Source organism: Halomonas sp. BC04 (assembly GCF_000568385.1).
Genome location: NZ_AZQX01000112.1, coordinates 1 through 23,830, shown reverse-complemented (window position 1 = coordinate 23,830; position 23,830 = coordinate 1). Strand labels below are relative to the sequence as shown.

The window sequence follows — 23,830 nt, the reverse complement described above, 5'->3', positions numbered from 1 at the left end:
TCTCCGTAATCGCTACCCATCAAGCGTGAGGCCTGACCCATGGAAATCCTCAACAAGGCCAACAGGATTCGCCTGTTGAACTTCAGCACCCCGCAGATGCGGGCCTTCCACTTCTCGTGGTTCGCCTTCCATATCTGTTTCTTCGGCTGGTTCGGTATCGCCCCGTTGATGGCAGTGGTCCGAGAAGACCTCTCCCTCACCCAGACCCAGATCGGCAACACCATCATCGCCTCGGTACTAATCACCGTGATCGTGCGCCTGCTGATCGGCGTGCTCTGCGACCGTATCGGGCCACGCAAGGCCTACTCCGGCCTGCTGATCCTGGGCTCGATCCCTGTCATGGGTATCGGCTTCGCCAACAGTTTCGAGACCTTCCTGCTGGCACGCCTGGCGATCGGTGCCATCGGCGCCTCCTTCGTCATCACCCAGTACCACACCACCATGATGTTCGCGCCCAACGTGGTTGGCACCGCCAACGCCACCAGCGCCGGTTGGGGCAACCTGGGAGGCGGCACCACCCAGATCGTGATGCCGCTGATCTTCTCGGGCCTGCTGATGCTGGGTGTCAGTGAAACACTGGCTGGCGCCTGGCCATGGTGGTGCCCGGCATCGTGCTGTTCATCACCGGCATCTGCTATTACCGCTATACCCAGGATGCACCCAACGGCAACTTCGAGGACCTGCGCGCCCGGGGGGAGCTTCCCCAGGCCAACGGCGACAGCGGTGCCGGCCAGACCTTCCTGGCGGCCGCCAAGGACATTCGCGTCTGGGCCCTGTTCGTGGTCTATGCCATCTGCTTCGGCGTGGAGCTGACCATCAACAACATCGCCGCCATCTACTTCTTCGACCACTTCGACCTGACTCTGGCCACCGCCGGGATGATTGCCGGTCTGTTCGGGCTGATGAATATCTTCGCCCGCACCATGGGCGGCATCTTCTCGGACCTCTTCGCCAAGCAGGGGGGGCTGAAGGGCCGAGTCCGCTGGCTGTTCATCGCGCTGGTGTGCGAAGGCATCGCCCTGGTCGCCTTCTCGCAGATGCACGTGCTCTCCTACGCTATCGGCATCATGTTGGTGTTCAGCCTCTTCGTGCAGATGGCCGAGGGTGCGACCTACGGCGTGGTGCCCTTCATCAACAAGAAGGCCCTGGGGGCCGTGGCCGGCATCGTCGCGCCGGCGGCAACGTGGGCGCCGTGGCAGCCGCCTTCCTCTTTCGCTCGGAATCCATCACCTACCAGCAGGGACTGTTCTACCTCGGCCTGACCGTGCTGGTGCTGGCCTCCTGCGCCCTGCTGGTGCGCTTCTCCCCGGAGACCGAAGCCGAAGAGGCAGCCGCGTACCAGGATGCCGTGGGCGAAGACACTGGAGCCGGCGCCCTATCACTGCGCTGACCCATGGCACCACACAGCTGGGGATTCGCCCCGTCCGACCGCCGCTCCCTGGAGCGGCGGTTTTCGTCTACCCCCCAAGGCGCGTGATCTGCCCGGCAAAGAATTGGCGCGGATATTGCTTTTCAAAGACAAAGACGTGGCCCGGTCAGGGCGCCGATCAGAGGAGTACCCTGTCAATGACACCTGCAGAAGACCTGTTGCTGGCAGCCAAGCGCTGCGAAATCGACGACCTGCTTCACCTCGCCACGATCTGCGAACTCGTGGGGGATATCAGCCACTTCATCCATGTGCTGCAGAAGGAGCGGGGGGCATCGAACATCTACCTCGCCTCCCGGGGGGAGCGCTTCGCCGACCGGCGCCGGGAGCATGTGCAGGATTGCCGCGCCATGGAACAGGCGATGCGACAGCGCCTGGATATCCTGGGCAAGAGCGGGGGGCGTCTTGCCACCAGCGCCCGGCTATTGAGCCGGATCGCCCATGTCTGGCACGGTCTCGACCGGCTGGATGAACTGAGGCGCGAGATCGAGACCTTGCAGATCCCAACCGACGAGGCAACCGTGCTCTTCAATCGCCTGATCAGTGGCCTGCTGTCGGTGGTCTTCGACGCCGCCGATACCGCCAGGGATCCGGATATCACTCTCGCCCTGGTGGCCATCTTCCATCTGATGCAGGGCAAGGAGCTGGCAGGCCAGGAGCGCGCCTGCGGGGCCGCCGGTTTTACCGCAACAGGCTTCGACGAAGCCCATCGACAGCTGCTGCAGCAGTTGATCGAGGCCCAGCAGCGCTGCTTTGACACCTTCCTGGAGTTTGCCACGCCGCAGGCACGTCAACACTGGGAGCAAGAGATGCCCAGTCGCACTCTGGCCGGTATCCACCAGCTACGCGAAATGGCCTGTCGCAGCGATCCGCTGACGGAGCCCGCCAGCTCATTGGGTGAAACCTGGTACGAACTGGCGACGCGTCGCATCGATGCCATCAAGGAGGTCGAGGACTATCTGAACCGGGAGCTGGCGACGCTGTGTCAGGAGAAGGTCATCGCCACCCGCGATGCCATTGCCAACCCGGCAAACCTCTATGCCGAACTGGCGACAGGTACCCCCTCGTCCGCCTGCCAGCAGTTGGTGGAGCTCTTCGATGGCAACGCCTCCCAGGAGCTGGGTGAATTGACCGCCCAAATCATGGACTCACCCCTGAATCGCTCACTCATCGACCTGATGCGCGCCCAGGCGGGCCGCCTCCAGGGTATCAGCGACGACCTGGAGAGCACTCGCAAGGCACTACGCAAGCGCAAGCTGGTGGAGCGCGCCAAGGGCTTGATCATGGCCAGCCAGCAGATGACGGAAGAGGAGGCCTATCGCTTCCTGCGCAAGTCCTCCATGGACCAGGGCAAGAGCATGAGCGAGCTCGCCACGACCATACTCGGGCTTTCCGACATCCTGCAGAAACAGCCCTGACACTCGGCACGCCGCTGGTGCAGCAGGGCACTGCTACGCACCGTTTACGCCCCATGCCATCGGGCGTTCGAATTGATATTAGTCACAATAAAAAAATATATAATTGATATTAAAGATAAAAACACAAGATAACCAAGCAATGGCACTGCACATGCAAAACCAGTCTGCCCGCTGAGTCAACGACGGTTCAGCCCCTTCGAGCAACACCTCGATTCCGGACAACGGCGTCTGCGTCGATTCCCGTCACCACACGGAGAATCCCCGCAGGCGCCGTTTTTTTGTTTCATGTTGGGAGCCATAGCCATGGACAAGATAAACAAGGGTTATTCACCTCAGCGCCGCCGCTTCCTCAAGGGGACTGCCGCCGTCGTCGGCGGCTCGGCTCTACTCACGGCCCTGCCGGGAAGCTGGGCCTTTGCCGCCGGCAAGCCGGAGACCACCTCGGCCAAGCTCGGCTTCATCGCGCTGACCGATGCGGCACCGCTGTTCGTCGCCGACGAGAAGGGGTTCTTCGCCAAGCACGGCATGACCGATGTGGAGGTGCTCAAGCAGTCCTCCTGGGGCACCACCCGGGACAACCTGGTACTCGGCTCACAGCGCAACGGCATCGACGGTGCCCATATCCTCACCCCGATGCCCTACCTGATGGCCGCCGGGGCCATTACCCCCAACAACCAGCCGGTGCCGATGAGCATCCTGGCGCGCCTCAACCTCAACGGCCAGTGCATCTCGGTGGGCCGCGACTATGCCGACCTCGAGGTGCAGCTCGACACCCATGAATTCGGCCAGGCACTGGCCGAGAAGCGCGCCGGCGGCGATGAGGTGCGCGCAGCGGAGACCTTCCCCGGCGGCACTCACGACATGTGGATCCGCTACTGGATGGCCGCCGGCGGTATCGACCCCAATCGCGATGTGTCGACCATTACCATTCCCCCCGCGCAGATGGTTGCCAACATGCGCGTCGGCAGCATGGATGCTTTCTGCGTCTGCGAGCCATGGAATCACCAGCTGGTCAATCAGGCATCGGCTATACCGCCAATACCACCGGCGAGCTTTGGAACGACCACCCGGAAAAAGCCTTCGCCATGCGCAGTGACTACGTGGAGGCCAACCCCAATGCAACCCGCGCGCTGCTGATGGCGATCATGGAGGCACAGATGTGGTGCGAGGATCCGGCCAACCACGACGAGATGGCCCAGATCTGTTCTCGTCGCCGCTGGATTCATGCTCCCTACGACGACCTCATCGACCGCATCCAGGGCAACTTCGATTACGGCACCGGCCGCGTGGTCGAGAACCACCCGCAGATGATGCGCTACTGGGACAAGCACGCCTCCTACCCCTACAAGAGCCATGATCTCTGGTTCCTGACCGAGAACAAGCGTTGGGGGTACCTGCCGCAGGACTACGACAGCCTGGCGCTGATCGAACAGGTGAACCGCGAGGATCTATGGCGCCAAGCCGCCGATCGCCTCGGCGTAGCATCGACCGATATTCCCGACTCGACTTCACGCGGCATCGAGACCTTCTTCGACGGCAAGGTCTTCGATCCCGAGGACCCGCAGGCCTATCTCGACAGCCTCGAGATCAAGCGTCTCGCCTGACAGCGGCCTCCATTACTCCGATTCCACACTCCGGGAGAATCGCCATGAGCGTTTCACAGCGTGCCGATAGCGTGACTCAGCCGGCTCAGGCCAGCTGGGTGCCGCAGCTACAGAACCTGAAGGATGGTCTCGTGCAGAGGGTGTTTCCTCCCCTGCTGATCCTCGCCCTGCTCGGCGGGATCTGGGAGCTGCTCTGCTCGTCACCGACAGCGGCCCTGCCGCCGCCCTCCCAGGTCATCACCGATACCTGGAGCCTGATCGTCAATCCCTTCTACGACCACGGCGGCAATGACAAGGGCATGGCTGGCAGATACTCGCCAGCCTCGAGCGGGTGGCCTACGGCTACGCGCTGGCAGTGGTCGCAGGAATCAGCCTGGGCGTGCTGGTCGGCCAGTCCACCTGGGCGCTACGCGGGCTTGACCCGGTCTTCCAGGTGCTGCGTACCGTGCCGCCGCTGGCCTGGCTGCCGATCTCGCTGGCCGGTTTCCAGGACAGCGCCCCGTCAGCCATCTTCGTCATCTTCATCACCGCGATCTGGCCGATCATCATCAACACCTCGGTAGGGGTACGTAACATCCCGGAGGACTACCGCAACGTCGCCCGGGTGCTGCGCCTCAACGGCTACGAGTACTTCACCCGCATCATGCTGCCCGCCGCCGCCCCCTATATCTTCTCCGGGCTGCGGATCGGTGTGGGCCTCTCGTGGCTCGCCATCGTCGCCGCCGAGATGCTGATCGGAGGCGTGGGCATCGGCTTCTTCATCTGGGACGCCTGGAATGCCTCGATGATCAGCGACATCGTCCTCGCCCTGATCTATGTCGCATCGTCGGCTTCATCCTCGACCGCATGGTCGCCTATGTGGGTAACCGCGTAACCCGCGGCACCAGCAAGGGCTGACAGGAGACTCCCCATGACTGCACGTTATCTGAGCATCGAAAAGGTCGACATGACCTTCACCCGGGATGGCGTCGACAGCCAGGTGCTGAAGGACATCAACCTGAGCGTCGAGCGCGGCGAGTACATCTCGATCATCGGCCACTCGGGCTGCGGCAAGTCCACCTTGCTGAACATCGTTGCCGGGCTGATCAACGCCACATCCGGCGCGGTGATCCTCGATGGCAAGGAGGTCAACGACCCGGGGCCGGATCGCAGCGTGGTATTCCAGAACCACTCTCTGCTGCCCTGGCTGACCGTCTTTGAAAACGTGGCGCTGGCGGTCAACAAGACCTTTGCCCGCAGCAAGAACAAGGCCGAACGCCACGAGTGGATCCTCAAGAACCTGGAGATGGTCGGCATGACCGCAGCGCTGGACAAGCGGCCCGAGGAGATCTCCGGCGGCATGAAGCAGCGCGTGGGCATTGCCCGGGCGCTGGCCATGGAACCCAAGGTACTACTGCTCGACGAGCCGTTCGGCGCCCTCGACGCCCTGACCCGCGCCCACCTGCAGGAGGAAGTGATGCGCATCCAGGAGGAACTGCACAACACCATCATCATGATTACCCACGACGTCGACGAGGCGGTGCTGCTGTCCGACCGCATCGTGATGATGACCAACGGCCCTTCGGCCAAGATCGGGGAGATCCTTGCCATCGACCTGCCAAGGCCACGCAATCGCATCACCCTGGCCGATGACCCACGCTACAACCACTACCGCCAGGAGGTACTGCGCTTTCTCTACGAGAAACAGCGCAAGGTGGAGAGTCTCGCCGAGCGCCGCGAAAAGCCCGTCATCACCGGCGCTGCCAAGGCCCGGGCCTGACCTCATCGGCTGCAGGCAACCTTCGACCTACCGCCACCTTCGCGTGGCGGTAGGTCGTTTGGCAACACCAGAAGATCGCCCTGAGGCGACTCGCCCCACCACCGGGCAGTAGGCTCACCTTGCCGATGCCATGGTGAGCACGGCCGTTGCTGATCCTGTGAATGGTAGACAACCACGAACATCGGCGTAGCCTGGAACGTCCCCTTCACAATTAAGGATCTCGCATGACGCTCGCAACAGGTGACAAGATTCCCGATATCACGATCAAGACCAATGGCCCGGACGGCCCTCAGGACATTTCCACCGGTGAGCTGTTTGCCGGCAAGCGGGTGGTGCTGTTCGCAGTGCCGGGCGCTTTCACGCCCGGATGCTCCAACACCCACATGCCCGCCTTCGTGATCAATGCCGATGAGATCCTCGCCAAGGGGGTCGACACCATCGCCTGCATGGCGGTCAACGACGCCTTCGTGATGGATGCCTGGCAGCAGGATCAGAATGCCCAGGCCTTCACCATGCTTGCCGACGGTAACGCCGATTTCACCAAGGCCATCGGTACCGAGCTGGATGCCAGCGGTGGCGGCATGGGCATGCGCAGCAAGCGCTTCGCCCTGATCGCCAATGACGGCGTTGTCGAGTACATCGGCATCGACGCCAAGGGCGTCGAGAAAAGCAGTGCCGAAACGGTGCTGGCTCAACTCTAACGTCAGTGCACCATATTGCCCCCTGCGGAAATTCCGTATACGCGTAACACAGGGGCAAAGAGCCACCTGCCTGGTGGCTCTTCCCGATTGAGCCGTTTCTTCCTGTCGCCGGCCCAAGCGCGAGACGGCGACATGCCACCACTCCCTCGACTATCCTTGCCCCTAGGATGAAGCGCTTTACCGCCCCTTCCCCAGCGCTGTTCCAAGGAGTATTGCCAGTGGCAGATGCAAACAAGGTAACCGCCTTCTACGATGAGCGAGTCCTGGCACATCACCCGGATTCCGACGCCCCCTTCCTGCCGGGGCGCATGGATCGGCGTATACGCGAGCTACTGTCGGCGCTGAAGGTTCCCTGGGTCTATCCGGAACATGCCGGACGACTGACCGCCATTCGACAGTTGCTCGAACTCGAACCGGTCCCCGGCCTGTCATTCGAAAGTGGCGGGCCCGCCACCCGCGAACAGCTGGGGCGAGTTCACACCAGCTCGTATCTGGACCATGTCTTCGAGCTGCGCGGCCACAATGCCTGGCTCGACGTGGACACCACCGCCGTTTCTCCCGGCAGCGTCGAGGCGGCAGAAGTCGCTGCAGGCACTACCATCGCCGCGGTGGAAGCCGTCATGCAGGGCCGAACCCAGAGCGCCTTCGCCCTGGTCCGGCCGCCCGGCCACCACGCCGAACCCGTCCGCGCGCGTGGCTTCTGCCTGTTCAACAACGTGGCCGTTGCGGCGGCACATGCCAGGGCCGAACTCGGCTGCGAGCGCGTGCTGATCGTCGACTGGGACGCCCATCATGCCAACGGCACCCAGGACATCTTCTGGGCAGACCCCGACGTGATGCTCTTCGACATCCACCGGGCGTCCCCCTTCTACCCCGGTACCGGCAAGCTCGAAGACGTCGGCGTGGGGCTGGGAGAGGGCACCACCATCAATGTCCCGATGCCGGCCGGGGCCGGTGACCGGGCCTATCTCAAGGCCTTCGAGGATATTCTGGTGCCCGCCGCCGACTCCTTCCAGCCGGACCTGATCCTGGTGTCGGTCGGCTTCGATCCGCATCCTTTCGACCTGGCGCTCAATGTCTCCTACGAGGGCTTCGCGTCAATGACGCGCATGCTGCAGGACCTGGCCCGGAAACACTGTGACAGCAGGCTGGTCTTCGTGCTGGAAGGGGGGTATCACCTGCTCTCTCTGTCCCGGGGAGTCAGAACCGTGCTGGCTGTGCTGGCGGGCGCCGAGGCCCCCGAACCCGGCCTCACTGGCCTGGCGGAAGTCGAAGCGGCAGCTGCCTTTCATCGGCCCGCCTTTTCAGCGCAGGAATAGGGTTGAAGCGGGCAACAGCTTACCCGCTACAATGTTGATGTAATGACGATATTGACAGCAACCGGGAGGAAGCAACGATGGAAGGGATGACCGCACGTGGAAGCTGCCTTTGCGGTGCCGTACAACTCGGCGTCGTCGCCCGCAAGCAGAACCTTGGTGCCTGCCACTGCAGCATGTGTCGTACCTGGAGCGGCGGCCCCATGCTGGCCCTGGAGTCGGTCAGCGAAGTCGAGATGGAAGGCGAAGAGAACATCACGGTCTACTCCTCTTCTGAGTGGGCCGAACGGGGGTTCTGCCAGCGCTGCGGCACCCATCTCTTCTACCGCCTGAAGACCGGCGATCACTATGCGATTCCGGTGGGTCTGGTCGACGACGGCGAGGCCTGGACCTTCGATACCCAGATCTTCATCGACCAGAAGCCCGACTACTACACCTTCGCCAACGAGACCCATAACATGACCGGGCAGGAAGTGTTCGATGCCTATCAGGGAAGTTAAGCGTAGAGGAATCATTGCATGCCACTTTCCATAGGCGACACCATCCCGGACGTCATCCTCAAGACAAACGGGCCGGAGGGCCCAGAAAATATCAGTACCGCCGAGCTATTCAGCGGCAAGCGTGTCGTTCTCTTCGCCGTACCCGGCGCCTTCACGCCGGGCTGCTCCAACACGCATATGCCGGGCTTCGTGGTGAAAGCCGACGACGTACTGGCACGTGGCGTTGATACCCTGGCCTGCCTCTCGGTCAACGATGCCTTCGTCATGGACGCCTGGCAGAAGGACCAGAATGCACAGGCCATCCTGATGCTGGCCGATGGCAACGCCGATTTCACCCGGGCGACAGGCCTGGAGAACGACCGCCGCGCTGCCGGCATGGGATTGCGCAGCCTGCGCTACGCACTGATTGCCGACGATGGGGTGGTGAAGTACATCGGTGTCGATACCGAACGTGGCGTGGTCGACAAGAGTAGTGTCGACGCAGTGTTGGCGAATCTCTAGCTTCGCGCACAACATGCAGCCGAGAGGGCATATGCCGCAAACCGAAAGTCACGACGAAGACTTGGACCTAGCCGAATTAGCAGCGGCGGCACAGACAGCGGATCCGGAATCCCAGCCCCTCCCGGCCACGCTGCTGCTGGTCGACAGCGATGCCGACAATCTCGCGCTCCTCGCTGACACCCTGCGATCGGAAGGCTGCCGCCTGTTGACCGCCGAGGGTGGTGGAGCCGCCCTGGCATTGATGAATGAGCAAGAGATCGACCTGGTCATGGCCAACGCGCGCATGCCCGACATGGGTGGCATCGACCTCTTGAACCGCATTCAACAGGGCTGGCCCCATTGCCTGCGCATCCTGCTCGACAGCCAGAGCGATTTGAATGCCATCGTGCGCGCCATCAACGAGGGGCACATCTACAGCTTCATCGGCATCCCCTGGAAAGCGGAAGAGCTATGCCTGACGCTGCGCCAGGCCCTCGCCCATCAGCAAACAGAGAGCGAACGGAAACGGCTGGAGACACTTACCCGGGAGCAGAACCGTGAGCTGAGCGAGCTCAACGCCAGCCTGGAACAGCGCGTCGAGGCACGCAGCCAGGAACTCGAGCAGATTTCCGCCATGCTGGACGCCGCCTACGAAGAGCTCGAGCGCAGCCAGGTCACTGCCATGCGCGTGTTCTCATCTCTGATCAACCTGAGGCTGCCCAGTCGCTTGCAGACCAATGCCCAGGTCGACGCCCTGGTCAGGGCATATTGCGCCGCTCATGACCTGGATGAGGAGCTGAAGCTCGACCTGCTGATGGCTGCAGCGCTCTATAACCTGGGAAGAGTGAGCTGGAACGACCACATGCTCACCACCCCCTCGCAGCGCCTCTTCGCCGAGGACCAGAAAACCTACCAGCTCTATCCCGAAATCGGTGAAAGCCTGCTGATGGCGCTGGATCACCTCAAGGCACTGCCCGAATCGTGCGTCATCACCGCGAGCGGTGGAACGGCGGGGGCTATCCCGACCAGCTGGAGCGGGAAGCCATCCCCTTCGGGGCTCGGCTGCTGGGCCTGGCCGTGGACTTCATTGAACTCCAACGCGGGATGATCCTGCCGAGCAAGCTGCCACGCCAGCAAGCCCTGGATCTGCTGCGCAAGTTCTCGGGACGTGTCTATGACCCGGAGCTGTGCGCCTCCTTCCTCAAGCTCTGCCTCGAACAAGCCCCCGACCTGGGAGTGATCGGGGAGCCAGTGATCTCCCTGGACAGCAGCAAGCTCCGGCCCGGGATGATTCTCGCCCAGGACCTTTACTCCGAGACGGGGATGCTGCTGTTGCACGAAGGCAAGGAGCTGACACCTGCCCTCATCGACAAGCTGCTCCACTTCGAGGAGGTCGAGGAGATCCGCTATTCCCTGCTGATCAAGAAGCCGGGAAGCGACGGCTGACGCCAGGACAACGTTGCCCGGCGACAGTAGCGCCAATCACCTGCCGGAACCGATACTCAAGCGATGCCTCCCCCCACCGCCGGGCGGGCCGAAAGGGCCATTCCGAAAAATTAACCTCAAGCCCTGCGCCCGCCTGCCGATTGTTAGTAGGAAGATCATGCCGATTCAGGCGTGGATGGTCCATAACGACAGGGAGTCGCTATGCAGGACAACGATGCCGGCCGCATGAGCCAATTGCTCTGCGACCTGAAGCAGGCCAATCCCCAGCTTCTGCAATCCGAGAAGCTGGCCGCCATCGGCCAATTGGCTGCCGGTGTGGCACACGAGATCAACAACCCCATCGGTTACGTGTTCTCCAATCTCAAGACACTGGCCGAATACGTGAATGACCTGCTGCGTATCATCGATGCCACTGACCAGGTCGACTCCCTGAAAGAGCTCCAGGCGCTAAAACAGAGCCTGGACTACGACTATATCCGCGACGATGCAAAAGCCCTGATCGCCGAATCCGAGGAGGGTATCGAGCGCGTCAAGTCCCTTATTACCGCCTTGAAGGATTTCTCCCATATCGAGGAGGACGACTTCGTCTTCGTCGACCTGCATCAGGGCCTCGACACGACACTGAACCTGGCCAACAACGAGCTGAAGTACAAGGCCGAGGTCATCAAGGAATACGCCATCCTGCCGCCCATCGAATGCCTGCCCTCCCAGATCAAGCAGGTAGCGCTCAACCTCCTGACCAATGCCTCCCAGGCCATCAAGGGCAACGGCGTTATTACCCTGCGTACCGGCCACGAAGGGGAGCGCGTCTGGTTCGAGGTTTCCGACACCGGTTGCGGCATCCCTCCCGAGCACCGGGACAGGCTCTTCGAGCCCTTCTTCACCACCAAGCCGATCGGCGAAGGTACCGGCCTGGGGCTGGCCCTCTCGTTCAGCATCGTGCAGAAGCACGGCGGCCAGATCGACATCCACAGTCAAGTCGGCCAAGGCAGTACGTTCCGGGTCTGGCTGCCGGTCAAGCAGCCCCACAGTATCGAGCAAGCGCAGGGGGTACCATGACTCTCGAAGCCGACCAGCCCCTTACCACTCCCGAACCGCCTCAGGTGCCTGAGGCGACGCTGCTGCTGGTGGACGATGAGCCCAACGTCCTCTCCGCCCTGAAACGCGTGCTCCGGGCTGAAAACTACCTTGTTCTGACCGCCAACAGTGGCGAGGCTGCACTGGCGATGATGGAGCAGGAAGCTGTCGATCTCGTGATTTCCGATTGCCTCATGCCCGGCATGGATGGTGCGGAGCTGTTGAGCCGGGTCCAGCGGGTCAGCCCAGATTGTATTCGTATCCTGCTGACCGGTCAGAGCGATATGAATGCCACGATCCGCGCCATCAACGAAGGCCATATCTACAGCTACATTGCCAAGCCCTGGGACGACCACAAGCTGCGCCTCACGCTTCGCCAGGCCTTAGCCCATCAGCTGGCGGAGCGCGAACAGAAACGCCTGGAAGCCTTGACCCTCCAGCAGAATCAGGAACTCATGGAGCTCAACGCCACGCTGGAGCAGCGTGTCGAGGCGCGTACCCAGGAACTCAAGCAGATCACCGACATGCTGGATAGTGCCTATGACGAGCTGAAGCACAGCTATGTCATGGCCACTCGCGTCTTTTCATCACTCATCACACAGCGCATGCCACGCCACCTGCACGCCAATGCCCAGATCGGTGACCTGATCCAGGCGTTTGCCGAAACTCATGAGCTGGAGGACGCACTCCGCCGCGACCTGCTCATGGCAGCCGCCTTGTACAACCTTGGCAAGCTGGCCTGGGATGACCGCATGCTGACGACACCTTCGGAGCGCCTCTTCGCCGAGGACCGCAAGGCCTATCGTCGCTATCCGGAAACCGGCGAAAGCCTGCTGATGTCGTTGGAACACCTCCAGGGGACCGCCCGGCTCATTCGCCATCACCGCGAACACTGGAACGGCGATGGTTACCCAAGTCGCCTCAAGGGCGAGGCCATCCCCTATGGGGCACGGCTGCTCGCGCTGGCCGTTGATTTCATCGAGCTTCAGCGGGGGATGATTCTCCCTCGGAAAGTTCCCCGGCAACAGGCCCTCGACCTGCTGCGCAAGCTCTCCGGGCGCGTCTATGAGCCAGCCTGTGTCAGGCCTTCATCACACTCTGTATCGACCAGGCGCCGGACCTGGGCCAGGCCGGGAAAACCATGCTATCGCTGGAGACGCGCCAGCTCGAGCCGGGCATGATCCTGGGACAGGATATCCACTCTGCAACCGGCATCCTGCTGCTCAATGAAGGCAAGGAGCTGACCCAGCACCTTATCGACAAGCTACGCAAGCTCGAAGAGGTCGAAGGGGGTAGCTACACGCTGATGGTCTGCAAGCCTGGATGCCATGAGGGCAGTGAGGGCGCTGAGAGCGATGACTGATCGCAGCCTGGAGGAACTGCGCGAAGCCCTGCGTCAGCGCGACCAGTTCTTCACCCTCTCCCTGGAACTGTTCTGCCGGGTCGACCTCGATGGCCGCTTCCTGCAGGTCAACGCAACCTTCAAGCAGCTGCTCGGCTATTCGGAGAAACAGCTTGTCGGTCATCATTACAGCAAGTTGGTGTTGGCGGAAGATCGACCTTGATCGATGCTGCCATTGATCGAATCAAGGCCGGTCAGCGCGTCCACGCACTGGAAGCACGCACGCGTGATGCTCAGGGAGATGTCCACTGGGTAGAGATCAATGCCGACCTGGGAACGGAAAGGGTCATCTATGTGGTGGCGAGAGACATCACGCAGCGCAAGCGCGGCGAGCAGCGGCTCCACATTCTGGAACGCAGTATCGAGTCCAGCGTCAATGGCGTCATCATCGCCGAAGCCAACCACCCGGACCTGCCGATCATTTATGTCAACTCGGCCTTCGAACGCATCACCGGTTACACTCGACAGGAAGCCATGGGCCGCAACTGTCGTTTCCTGCAGGGGCCCGATACCGACGCCGAGGCACGGGGTGTCATCCGGCGAGGCATTGCCACCAAGTGCTATACACACGCCACCCTGTGCAACTATCGAAAGGACGGCACTCGCTTCTGGAACGACCTCCATATCTCCCCGGTTCTCGACGAGAACGGCAAGGTAAGCCACTTCATTGGCGTACAGAACGACATCTCAACCCAGCGCGCCTATGAATCGCGGCTGGCTCACAACGCCACTCACGATTCACTGACCGGGCTGCCCAACCGCTCGGTACTGGAGGAACGACTGCAGCTTTGCTATCAGCGTACTCGCCTCCCTATCGGCAGCGTCGCCGTACTCTATATCGATCTGGACGACTTCAAGTCGATCAACGATAGCCTCGGCCACGACCTGGGCGATCAGATTCTGGTCGAAGTCGCCTCACGCCTTGTCCAGCAGGTACGCGCCAGCGATACCGTAGCTCGCTGCAGCGGCGACGAGTTCGCCATCCTGTTGCCCGATCCGGGTAGTGTCATCCTTATCGTCGAGCGCCTGCTGGCCAGTGTGGCGCGCCCCTATCGGATCGAGCAGAGCGAGCTGCACCTGACCGCCAGCATCGGCATTGCCCTGGACCCGGACAGCGTTGCAAGACCCTCACACCTGGTTCAACAGGCCGCCCTGGCCATGTACCAGGCCAAGCGGCAGGGGCGCAATACATACCATTGGTACACTGAAGGCCTCAACAAGAAGGCGAGTGAACGGGTCATGCTGCGTAATGCCCTGCAACACGCCATCGACGAGCAGCAGTTCGAGTTGCACTACCAGCCGCAAATCCAGGGCGCCAGCGGAAGGATCATCGGCTTCGAGGCACTGATCCGGTGGCACCATCCCGAACGTGGCTACATCCTGCCGGCCGAGTTCATCGGCCTCGCCGAGGATACCGGGCAGATCATTCCCATCAGCGAATGGGTATTGCGCACCGCCTGTCGCGACAACGTTCGCCTCAATGCCCTGGGGATCGGAGAGTACCTCATGGCGGTCAATGTATCGCCCATGCAGTTCCAACGGGCCAATTTCGTGCCGGGCGTGATGGAGACGCTGAAAAATGCAGGGCTGGCAGCGCACCTTCTCGAGCTGGAGCTCACGGAAAACATCCTCATGGAAAGCACCACGAAAGCCATCGAGATCCTCCAGTCGCTGCGACGCCACGGCATCAGTATCGCCCTCGACGATTTCGGCACCGGCTTTTCCAGCCTCAGCTATCTGAAGTCCCTGCCCATCGACAAGATCAAGATCGACCGCTCCTTCATCCGCGAAGTGATCAGCGACCATCGTGACGCCGCCATCGTCCAGGGCATCATTTCCATGGCCAGCCAGCTGCAGCTGAAGGTTCTCGCCGAAGGGGTGGAAACCCAGGCTCACTACGCCTTTCTCAGCAAGAAAATGTGCGATATCTATCAGGGCTTCTATTTTGCCCGCCCCATGCCCATCGAGGACTTGATCACCTTCCTGCATGATCATCATGCCGCAAGCCAGCTGCAACAGAACGACAAGTCCGGCAATGAAAACACCCAGACCCTGCTGCTGCTCGACGATGAACCCAACATCCTGAGCTCGCTGAACCGCACGTTGCGACGTGAGGGCTACCGCATCCTTGCCACCACGAGCGCGCAACAGGCCTTCCAACTGCTGGCCACCCAGGAGGTGCACGTCATCATCAGCGATCAACGCATGCCAGAGATGAGCGGCACGGAATTCCTCAAGCGAGTCAAGCAGCTCCATCCCCAGGCCATCCAGATCGTGCTATCGGGTTATACCGACCTCAAGACGGTCACTGCCGCCGTCAACGAAGGCGCCATCTACAAGTTCCTGACCAAACCGTGGGACGACGGGGAGTTAAGACTGGTCGTTCAGCAAGCGTTTCGAGAAGCGGCCATGCTCAAGGTTCGGATGCGAAACATGAAACCTGCGGAGCCCGATTGAACAGGGAGCCATTCTGCGCCTCCTTCGGTATCAGGATGAGCCGTTGAACGGGTGTCACCGGGCTCAATAGCCAGGTTGCTACAGTAAGAGAGACATGAACAGAGAGACGGCGATGCGACCATGGACGAAAGCCCTCCGTAGCGAAACATACCGAGGAAAGGCGCTTGGCTTGATCCTCGGTCTGCTGCTTGTGGCAGTACTGGCTGCCGGCTTCAGCGTCGCCGTGGTCCAGATGCAGTCGGCCATCGCCGCGTATATCGGTGGACAAAGCGCCTGGTCCAGGGCCCAGCTGGCCGCCATTCACCACCTGGATGCCTATGCGGAAACCGGGCACACCGATGCACTGGAGCGCGCCCAGGACTGGCTCGCCGTTCCGCTGGGTGGTCTCGACGCTCGCCGTGCCATGGAAGCCTCGCCCGTGGATTCGGCTGCCGCACGAGATGGCTTGCTGCGGGGGCTCAACCACCCCGATGATATCGGCCACTTGATCTGGCTGTTCCGACTCTTTTCAGGCAGCCCGATCTTTCAGGGAGCCGTGGAAACCTGGCAGGAGAGCGACGCCTACCTTCTCGAGCTCGTCACCCTTGCGGAGCAGCTCGAGCGGGAGTGGCAGGCCGATGACCCCTCCATGGCAGAAATCGCTCGACTGCGGGTCAGCCTGGGGGAAGTCAACCGCAGCCTGGCCCCTCTTACCGAGGACTTCCGCCGCGCCATGACCGACGCCTCCCGCGCAATGAGGCGCATACTCTCCCTGTTCAGCGTCGCGTTTCTGCTGACGATGGGGCTGATCGCCGGCCTGTTGGGATGGCGTCTGAGCCTTGCGATCACGTCCGCCGAGCGCAAGTTCCGGGTCACCTTCGAGCAGGCCGCAGTGGGCATGACCCAGGTGGATGACAAGGGCTACCTGATCGATGTCAACCAGGCTCTATGCGGGATACTGCGCTATCCGAAAGAGGCGCTCCTGGGCATGCATTACCGGGATCTGGTCTATCCCGAGGACTGGGATATCGGTCGTCAGCAAAGAGCCGAGATGCTCGCCGGCACCATCAACAGCTACACCCTGGAACAGCGCTTCCTCTGTCACGAGGGAGATACGGTGTGGGTCAAGCTGACGGTCTCCCGCATGAGCGCCGATACCAGCAGTGCTCCCCTTTACGTGGTGATCATCGAGGACGTCTCCGAATCCCGTCGCCTCTCCGTCGAACTCAATTATCAGGCCACCCACGACGTTCTCACCGGCCTGCCAAACCGGCGCGCCTTCGAACGCAGCCTCGCCGAAGCACTGCGGCAGGCTCGCACCGAGGACTCGACCCATGCGCTTTGCTTCATCGACCTCGATCAGTTCAAGATCGTCAACGATACCTCGGGCCATATAGCCGGAGATCAGCTGCTGCGGCAGACCGCCGAACTGCTCCTTAGCCGCCTGCGAGATGGCGATCTGCTGGCCCGGCTCGGTGGAGACGAGTTTGCCGTCATTCTCGAGGACTGCGATATCGAAAAGGCCTGCCAGGTCACCGAGAAGCTCCGCGCCATCGTCGCCGAGACCCCCTTCTCCTGGGAAGGGGCCCTCTATACTCCCGGCTGCAGCATCGGCGTGGTGCCGATCACCTCAGCCAGCAGCGACACCGGTAGCCTGCTGCGTACGGCAGACATCGCCTGCTACCTGGCCAAGGAGCAGGGGCGCAACCGCGTTCACCTGCTGCAGGAGGATGATAGGCAACTGGCAGAGCAGCGTGGAGAGATGGAGTGGCTGGGTCGTATCCGCAGCGCCCTGGCCGAGCAACGCATCTTCCTGGACGCCCAACGCCTGGTCTGCCTGGCTCGCCCCGATAGCCTGCGCTATGAAGTATTGGTCAGGCTGATCGACGAAGACGGTAAGGTCATACCACCCGGAAATTTCCTGCCGGCAGCGGAGCGCTTCGGAGCAGCGCACCAGATCGATCGGTGGGTCATCGAGCACGTCTGCGAACAGCTGGCCGCCCACCCACAACACCTGGCCCGCCTTGAAGCCTGCCATATCAATCTTTCCGGGCGCTCTTTCGATCACGAGGATTTCCATGACTTCGTGGTGAAAACCTGGATCACTATGCAGTGCCGCCGGGGAAGCTCTGCTTCGAGATCACCGAGACGGCAGCGGTGAGGAACCTGCTCGATGTCACCTCCTTCATGGAGAAGCTGAGCAAGCGCGGATGTACCTTCGCACTGGATGATTTCGGGGCCGGCCTCTCCTCCTTCGGCTACCTGAGATGCCTGCCGGTGGACTGTCTCAAGATCGATGGACTCTTCGTGCGCGACATCGCCAACGACGAAACTGACCTGGCCATGGTGCGCGCCATCAATGAAATCGGCCAGACCCTGAACAAGACCATCGTCGCTGAATTCGTCGAGACCGACGAAGCCCTGGAGCTGCTGCGCGGGATGGGGGTGCACTACGCACAGGGCTATGGCATGCACCGACCCTGCCGGTTCAAGGCACTGCTTGCCGAAGCGCCATGAGCGACATGCTCGCGCTCATGGCCCGCAGCGGCCAGGCTCCTTCCAGCGCCCCAGCAAACACGCACTTACCCGGAAGGGGCCACCGTCAAGGCCCTGCTCTCGCGGTCTGGCGATGGCCCCGCTTTCAGGTCACCGCACTGCGCTGCTTGTACTGAGGCTTGTCCCACTCACCCGTGGCCATGATGTCCGCCAGGGCCTGGACGGTATCCCAGATATCGACATGCCGCACATACAGCGGCGCGAAGCCGAAACGCAGGATATCCGGCGCTCGGAAATCGCCGATGATATTGCGGGCGATCAGCGCCTGCATGATCGGATAGGCGTGCTCGTGGGTGAACGACACCTGGCTGCCCCGCCGCTCGGCATCGCGAGGAGAGGCCAGCGCAAAGCCCATGCCCTCACAGTGGGTCTCGACCAGCTGGATGAACAGCTCTCCGAGGCGCCGGGACTTGTCTCGCACTTTCGTCATGTCGGCCGACGCCTGCAGTTCGACACCCACCTCCATCACAGCCGTGCCGAGAACGCCGGGCGTGCCGCACAGACCCCGCTTGATGGAGTTGGCAGGCTGGTAGTCGTCACGCATGGCGAAGGGCTCGGCGTGTCCGAACCAGCCGCTGAGCGGCTGGTGGAAGTCGGCCAGGTGACGACGTGCCACGAACAGGTAGCCGGGCGCCCCGGGACCGCCATTGAGGTACTTGTAGCCGCAGCCCACGGCGAAGTCGGCCCCCACGCCGTTAAGGTCCACGGGCACCGCCCCGGCGCTGTGGCTGAGATCCCACAGCATCAGGCGCCGACCTCGTGGGCACGGGCGGTGATGGCGGCCATGTCGAACATCTCGCCGGACTTGTAGTGCACATGCGTGAGTACCACCAGGGCGGTGTCTTCGTCGATATGCGACGCCAGCCCCTCCCTGGGCGCCGTTTCCAGTCGCACCTCGCCCTTCAGGAAGCCTTCCAGCCCCTGGAGGATATAGAGGTCGGTGGGGAAGTTCCCCGGCTCGGATACGATCTTGCAGCGCCCCGGACGCATGCGGATCGCCGCCGCCGCCAGCTTGAACAGGTTGACCGAGGTGGAGTCGGCCACCACGACCTCACCGGGCTCGGCGCCGATCAGCCCGGCGACCCTGTCGCCAACCCGCTCGGGCAGCGACACCCAGTCGTGGCGATTCCAGCTGCGGATCAACCCCCTCCCCCACTCCTGCTCCACCACCTCGGCAGCCCTGCGGCAGGCCGCCCGAGGCAGGGCACCGAGGGAGTTGCCGTTGAGATAGATCAACCCCTCCTCCAGTGCGAAGCGGTCACGATAGTCGGCCAGGGGGTCGTCGCGGTCCAACCGCAGCAGATCGGCTCGGCTTGGTGATGCTGCCGGTTCCATGGTTTCGAGGCTCCTCACATGCTGGTCCTCACCGACCACAGCTCGGGGAAGAACTGCAGCTCCAGCGCCTTGACCAGGAAAGAGACACCGCCGGTACCGCCGGTGCCGGGCTTGTAGCCGATGATGCGCTCCACCGTCTTCATATGGCTGAAGCGCCACTTATGAAAATTGTATTCAGTATCGACGAGCTTCTCGGCCAGCTCATAGAGATCCCAGTGCGCTTCCGGCTCGCGATAGATTGCCGCCCAGGCCTGCTCCACCACCTCGCAGGGCTGGTAGGGCTGAGACCAGTCGCGGTCGATGCAGTTGGGGGAATGTCGAAACCGCGACGCGCCAGCAGCTGCAGGCTGATGTCATAGAGGCTGGGGGTATTCAGCACCTCGCTCAGTCGCCGGTAATGCTGCGGATGACCGCGGTGGACCTCGACCAGCTTGGGATTCTTGTTGCCGAGCAGGAACTCCAGCTCCCGGTACTGGTAGGACTGAAACCCCGAACTCTGACCCAGGCTGTCGCGGAAGCTGGCATAGTCCGCCGGCGTCATGGTGACCAGCACCTCCCAGGCATGGATCATCTGCTCCTGGATGCGGGCCACCCGCGAGAGCATCTTGAAGGCGGGAGCGAGCTTTTCTTCGGCAATATGCGCTGCCGCCGCATGGGCTTCATGCAGGCACTGCTTGAGCCACAACTCGGAAACCTGGTGGATGACGATGAACAGCATCTCATCATGCTGGTCCGAGCGCCGCTGCTGGCAGGCCAGCAACGGCTCCAGCTGCAGGTACTGCCCATAACTGATGTCCTGGTCCCAGTGGACCCCTTCACCATCCAGTTCCACCGTCCGGCCTTCCGGCGGACGGGTATCTCGATTGGCCATACCTCGGGCACTCCCTGCTCACGCTGCGTTGTTGGCTGTCCACCCATGGTATTGCCAGTCAACGCAGACCGCCAGTGCCCGACATTTCGATGCCTGTTTTCGCCTTAGGCTTCGTCTGAAAAGTCGGCGAGCGAAGACCAGGCAAGGCAAAAATCGGTGAGAAAACGGAGTTTACGTGGTGTAAATGAGTACTTTGAGCTGATTTTTAACGCCGTATGGACAAGCGTAGCCAGTTTTCGGACGAAGCCTACTCCGCGTCGGTGCCCAGCCCATGCATCGTGCGAAACCACTTCGCGCGACCCTGTTCGCTCATGGATTCCACCCTGCCGATCAGGGACTCGCGCACGGGCGAAAAGCCGACAAAGCCGAGCACATTGCGTTCCAGGGACTTGACGCTGTGGGCGCGGTAGACATGCCGATAGATCATGGCAGGCATGCCCATGGTGACGACCACCCGTGCCGAGCGACCGGACAACCCCTTCTTGCCCAGCGGATTGCTATCCACGTACTCGAAGGCGAAGCCGGGGCGCATCACCTGCTCGAGGAAGGCTTTCACCAGGGCCGGCATGTCAGCGAGCCAAAGGGGGAAGAACAGCACCAGGTGCTGGCACCAGGCAATGGCATTCTGGGCCTCCTGCAAACCCGCCGGCAGCGGGTCCCCCTTCCATGCCTTCTGGCTACGCAGCAAGGGGAACTCGAGCATGCCGATATCGACCACCCGCACCTCATGTCCATGGGATTCGGCGCCTGCGCGGTAGTGCTCGGCCAGAGAGTGGCACAGGTGAGCCCCGCCGGCATCGGGATGCCCCTGGAGAATCAAGATACGCGTTGTCATGACTGTGGCGCCCCTGGTGATTTGCAAGCTCGTGCCGTTTTCACATTACTCACAAACTGACACATTCGGCTTGATTGTCATCAAGCATACGGCTTTCCCTGGAGCGTCACCGCATCAAAAACTTCAGCACATCCGATCATTTCCCTAGCACGTCGACGTCATCTCCCAGCACATCCTCGATATAGAGCATCTGGATGGCGACGACCGCCACCACGGCGAGCGGCGTTGCCAGGATCACGCCGGCCAGGCCGGCAACCGCCGCGCCGGCAAGCTGCACGATGACGGTGTAGGCCGGCGGCAGTCTCACCACCCCCTTGGCGGCAATGGGCATGACCACGTTCGACTCCAGCGTCTCCACGACGAGATAGAGCACGATGGCATAGAGCGCCAGCTCGGGTGACGTCAGAAAGGCGATCAGCACGGTGGGGATCATGCCCAGTATCGGCCCCAGATAGGGGATGAAGGTCAGCAGGCCGGCAATCAGGCCCAGGGCACCGGCCATGGGCACGTCCAGGAAATACAGGCCGATGCTGATAGAGACGCCGACGAACAGCATGGAGATCAGCCGGCTCAGCAGCCAGAGACGCAGGGCCCTCCCCTGGTTGATGAAGACGTCCAGCCAGCGCCCGCGGCGGGCCGGTGGGAACAGCAGCAGCATGTTCCCCAGGTACATGGACGGACTCAGCACCAGGTAGAAGCCGATCAGCAGGATCAGGAAGAAGCTGGCGATGGCACCGAAGGTGGATGCGAAGAAGGCGGTGAACTGTTCCAGCAGCGGGTTGATGAGCTGCCCGGGCTCATCCACCTCCTTCAGCGCCGCTTCGATGCCGGGCAGGCCCATGACCGTGGCCGCCAGCTCCTGCAGCGCTTCAGGCAGTTGCTGGATCAGCAGTGGCAACTGCTCCTTCAAGGGAGGCCCGATGACAAAACCCAGCCCCACGGACAGGAACAGGATCAAGAGAAAGGCAAGGGACAACGTCCAGGCACGCGCAAGCGGCAGGTAGCGGGCCACGAGCCGAGAGACACCATCGATGGAAACGGCAACGAGGATGCCGGCGAATACCAGCAGCAGGACGTCGATCAGTTGGGCAGCAAAATAGAGCAGGATAGCCACCAGGGCGATCAGCCCTATCGTGATCAGTACCCTGCGCGAAAAAAGCGAAAGGTTTCCAAAGCCATCATCCATGTCAGCTCCCTGCCGGTCGTGCCAGGCATCCTGCCTGAAGGGGTGGAAGTATCGCGAAACCGCCGATCAGGCCGCTTGGCGATGCTCCCGGCCCTTGCGGGAGTAGCTTCCCTTGCCCTTCTTGGGTTTCTCCTGGCGCATGCGAAACAGCGGCGTGCGCAGCTGCGCCTTCAGTGCATTGTCACGAATCCTGGATTTCTTCATCCTCATCTCCGGTCGATTGTGTCGGCAGCCTGTGCTGGCCAAGCAAGGCCCAACTGTGAGACTAGCAGATCAGAGGGAGGTTTCATTCCTCGCCTGGAGCGCCACGGGGCTGGTGGCGACCATGCTCACCACGCTGCCCACCACGATCAGGCAGGGGGAAGGCAGCGGCTGGGCCGCAAGCCGGCCAGGCATATCCAACAGGGTGCCGGTGTGCGACTGCTGGTCGGCATGGCTGGCGTTGGCGACCAGCATGATCGGCCAATCATCCGGCAGCCCCGCCTGACGCAGGCCGGTGCAGATGGTCTCCACCTTGGAGAGCCCCATGTAGAAGATAAGGGTCTCGTCCCGGCGGGCCAGTTCCGCCCAGTCGGGCTCGCCCCCCTCACGGCACAGCTGGGCGGTGATGAAGCGTACCTGCTGGGCGTGGCCGCGGTCGGTCAGCGGAATGCCCATGCCGGCGGCGGCGGCCGATGCCGCCGTGATACCGGGCACGATCTCGGCAGGCACGTTGGCCTCGGCCAGGGCGGCGAGCTCCTCCCCCATGCGCCCGAAGATGCCGGGGTCGCCGCCTTTCAGCCGCACCACCGACTTGCCCTGCCCCGCCAGCCTGACCATCAGTTCACCGATCTCGGCCTGGGGCACGCTGTGATGCCCTCTGGCCTTGCCCACGTAGTAGCGCTCACGGCCAGCGGGGATCAGCGACAGCACCTCGTCGCCGATCAGGCGATCGTAGACGATGGCGTCGGCCTGCTGCAGCAGGCGGGCAGCCTTCAGCGTCAATAGCTCCACGTCGCCGCTGCCGGCACCCACCAGGTAGACGCGCCCTGGCTGGCAACCGCCGCGCAGCGCCAGGGACGGCATGCTGCCACACGCCCTGGCGTCGCCCAGGCAGTTGAAGGAGCGACCGAAGCCGAGCCGTGCCAGACCCGCACTCAGGCCGTCACGCGATAGCAATGTTTTCAGGTTTCGGCTCAGCGCCCCCATGGGACCTCTCCTTTTCGGCACTTTCTTCTTCGGCACAATCTTCTTCGGTACTGACTTCGACACTTTCTTCAGCACTTTCTTCAAGCAGGGACTTCAACTCGGGAATGCAGCTACCACATTGTGTACCACAGGCCAGCCGGGCGCCCAGCGCTTCGACGCTGTTGTCTCCACCACGAATGGCATCGCGGATGGTGCGCTGCCCGACCTGGTGGCAGCTGCACACGACAGGCCCGCTATCGGCGGCGCCATCGTCACAGCCTGCCAACAGGCGCCGCTGTCGCGCCGCATCCAGGC

The 23,830-nt window shown here is 62.2% G+C and carries 23 protein-coding genes and 3 pseudogenes; 17 read left to right on the top strand and 9 right to left on the bottom strand.

The window, feature by feature from the left end:
* The first annotated feature begins 39 nt into the window (after positions 1-39).
* From Q427_RS08030 to Q427_RS35180, 17 genes and pseudogenes are all read left to right on the top strand, one after another.
* Positions 40-1,390, top strand: a pseudogene (locus tag Q427_RS08030) (NarK family nitrate/nitrite MFS transporter).
* Between the two features lie 176 nt (positions 1,391-1,566).
* Positions 1,567-2,844, top strand: coding sequence for a nitrate regulatory protein (locus Q427_RS08025; RefSeq protein ID WP_043512720.1), 1,278 nt, complete (start codon positions 1,567-1,569; stop codon positions 2,842-2,844).
* Between the two features lie 285 nt (positions 2,845-3,129).
* Positions 3,130-4,448, top strand: a pseudogene (locus Q427_RS36760) (CmpA/NrtA family ABC transporter substrate-binding protein).
* A gap of 331 nt (positions 4,449-4,779) precedes the next feature.
* On the top strand, positions 4,780-5,322 hold the full coding sequence (gene ntrB / locus Q427_RS33610) for a nitrate ABC transporter permease (protein WP_231613531.1): 543 nt from the start codon (positions 4,780-4,782) through the stop codon (positions 5,320-5,322).
* Between the two features lie 36 nt (positions 5,323-5,358).
* Entirely contained in the window at positions 5,359-6,207 is an 849-nt protein-coding gene (locus Q427_RS08010; protein WP_043512717.1) for an ABC transporter ATP-binding protein, read from the top strand.
* Between the two features lie 224 nt (positions 6,208-6,431).
* Positions 6,432-6,908, top strand: coding sequence for a peroxiredoxin (locus tag Q427_RS08005; RefSeq protein WP_043512715.1), 477 nt, complete (start codon positions 6,432-6,434; stop codon positions 6,906-6,908).
* A 218-nt stretch (positions 6,909-7,126) separates the two neighbouring features.
* On the top strand, positions 7,127-8,227 hold the full coding sequence (locus tag Q427_RS08000) for a histone deacetylase family protein (protein ID WP_043512711.1): 1,101 nt from the start codon (positions 7,127-7,129) through the stop codon (positions 8,225-8,227).
* A 77-nt stretch (positions 8,228-8,304) separates the two neighbouring features.
* On the top strand, positions 8,305-8,724 hold the full coding sequence (locus Q427_RS07995; protein WP_043512709.1) for a GFA family protein: 420 nt from the start codon (positions 8,305-8,307) through the stop codon (positions 8,722-8,724).
* A gap of 18 nt (positions 8,725-8,742) precedes the next feature.
* A complete protein-coding gene (locus Q427_RS07990; RefSeq protein ID WP_043512706.1) occupies positions 8,743-9,225 on the top strand; it encodes a peroxiredoxin in 483 nt (160 codons plus the stop codon).
* Positions 9,226-9,238: 13 nt separating this feature from the next.
* Positions 9,239-10,650, top strand: a pseudogene (locus Q427_RS36755) (HD domain-containing phosphohydrolase).
* 201 nt (positions 10,651-10,851) lie between these two features.
* Positions 10,852-11,709 (top strand): ATP-binding protein, encoded by an 858-nt coding sequence (locus Q427_RS07980; RefSeq protein WP_051496222.1) that lies wholly within the window; start codon positions 10,852-10,854, stop codon positions 11,707-11,709.
* Positions 11,706-12,908 carry an HD domain-containing phosphohydrolase gene (locus Q427_RS07975; protein WP_231613530.1) on the top strand — a complete coding sequence of 401 codons (1,203 nt, stop codon included), beginning with the start codon at positions 11,706-11,708 and terminating at the stop codon, positions 12,906-12,908. The genes Q427_RS07980 and Q427_RS07975 overlap by 4 nt, the downstream gene beginning before the upstream one ends.
* Positions 12,905-13,090: a hypothetical protein gene (locus Q427_RS33590; protein ID WP_231613528.1), complete on the top strand. Its 186-nt coding sequence runs from the start codon at positions 12,905-12,907 to the stop codon at positions 13,088-13,090. The genes Q427_RS07975 and Q427_RS33590 overlap by 4 nt, the downstream gene beginning before the upstream one ends.
* A complete protein-coding gene (locus Q427_RS33585) occupies positions 13,083-13,292 on the top strand; it encodes a PAS domain-containing protein (RefSeq protein ID WP_043512704.1) in 210 nt (69 codons plus the stop codon). The genes Q427_RS33590 and Q427_RS33585 overlap by 8 nt, the downstream gene beginning before the upstream one ends.
* Positions 13,289-15,586, top strand: a complete 2,298-nt coding sequence (locus tag Q427_RS07965) for an EAL domain-containing protein (RefSeq protein ID WP_051496221.1) — start codon at positions 13,289-13,291, stop codon at positions 15,584-15,586. Before Q427_RS33585 ends, Q427_RS07965 begins: the two co-directional genes overlap by 4 nt.
* 169 nt (positions 15,587-15,755) lie before the next feature.
* Complete coding sequence (locus tag Q427_RS35185) at positions 15,756-17,726, top strand: diguanylate cyclase (RefSeq protein ID WP_051496220.1); 1,971 nt, start codon at positions 15,756-15,758, stop codon at positions 17,724-17,726.
* On the top strand, positions 17,678-18,082 hold the full coding sequence (locus Q427_RS35180) for an EAL domain-containing protein (protein ID WP_051496219.1): 405 nt from the start codon (positions 17,678-17,680) through the stop codon (positions 18,080-18,082). Before Q427_RS35185 ends, Q427_RS35180 begins: the two co-directional genes overlap by 49 nt.
* 124 nt (positions 18,083-18,206) lie before the next feature.
* On the opposite strand, the gene Q427_RS33575 is transcribed toward Q427_RS35180, so the two are convergent.
* The 9 genes from Q427_RS33575 to Q427_RS29910 form a co-directional block, all read right to left on the bottom strand.
* On the bottom strand, positions 18,207-18,866 hold the full coding sequence (locus tag Q427_RS33575; protein WP_231613527.1) for an aminotransferase class V-fold PLP-dependent enzyme: 660 nt from the start codon (positions 18,864-18,866) through the stop codon (positions 18,207-18,209).
* Positions 18,866-19,456, bottom strand: coding sequence for a hypothetical protein (locus Q427_RS33570; protein WP_231613525.1), 591 nt, complete (start codon positions 19,454-19,456; stop codon positions 18,866-18,868). The genes Q427_RS33575 and Q427_RS33570 overlap by 1 nt, the downstream gene beginning before the upstream one ends.
* A 14-nt stretch (positions 19,457-19,470) precedes the next feature.
* Complete coding sequence (locus tag Q427_RS36750) at positions 19,471-19,656, bottom strand: tryptophan 2,3-dioxygenase family protein (RefSeq protein WP_442905467.1); 186 nt, start codon at positions 19,654-19,656, stop codon at positions 19,471-19,473.
* Positions 19,596-20,327 carry a tryptophan 2,3-dioxygenase gene (locus tag Q427_RS07950; protein ID WP_442905466.1) on the bottom strand — a complete coding sequence of 244 codons (732 nt, stop codon included), beginning with the start codon at positions 20,325-20,327 and terminating at the stop codon, positions 19,596-19,598. The genes Q427_RS36750 and Q427_RS07950 overlap by 61 nt, the downstream gene beginning before the upstream one ends.
* A 247-nt stretch (positions 20,328-20,574) precedes the next feature.
* Positions 20,575-21,162, bottom strand: a complete 588-nt coding sequence (locus tag Q427_RS07945; RefSeq protein ID WP_043512702.1) for an NAD(P)H-dependent oxidoreductase — start codon at positions 21,160-21,162, stop codon at positions 20,575-20,577.
* A gap of 136 nt (positions 21,163-21,298) precedes the next feature.
* Entirely contained in the window at positions 21,299-22,348 is a 1,050-nt protein-coding gene (locus tag Q427_RS07940; protein ID WP_043512700.1) for an AI-2E family transporter, read from the bottom strand.
* A gap of 66 nt (positions 22,349-22,414) precedes the next feature.
* Positions 22,415-22,552 carry an alternative ribosome rescue factor ArfA gene (gene arfA, locus Q427_RS29915; protein ID WP_081785888.1) on the bottom strand — a complete coding sequence of 46 codons (138 nt, stop codon included), beginning with the start codon at positions 22,550-22,552 and terminating at the stop codon, positions 22,415-22,417.
* Between the two features lie 69 nt (positions 22,553-22,621).
* Positions 22,622-23,413, bottom strand: coding sequence for a uroporphyrinogen-III C-methyltransferase (gene cobA / locus Q427_RS07935; protein ID WP_231613535.1), 792 nt, complete (start codon positions 23,411-23,413; stop codon positions 22,622-22,624).
* 79 nt (positions 23,414-23,492) lie between these two features.
* The coding region (locus Q427_RS29910) for a (2Fe-2S)-binding protein (protein ID WP_155833483.1) at positions 23,493-23,830 on the bottom strand (338 nt) is incomplete at its 5' end.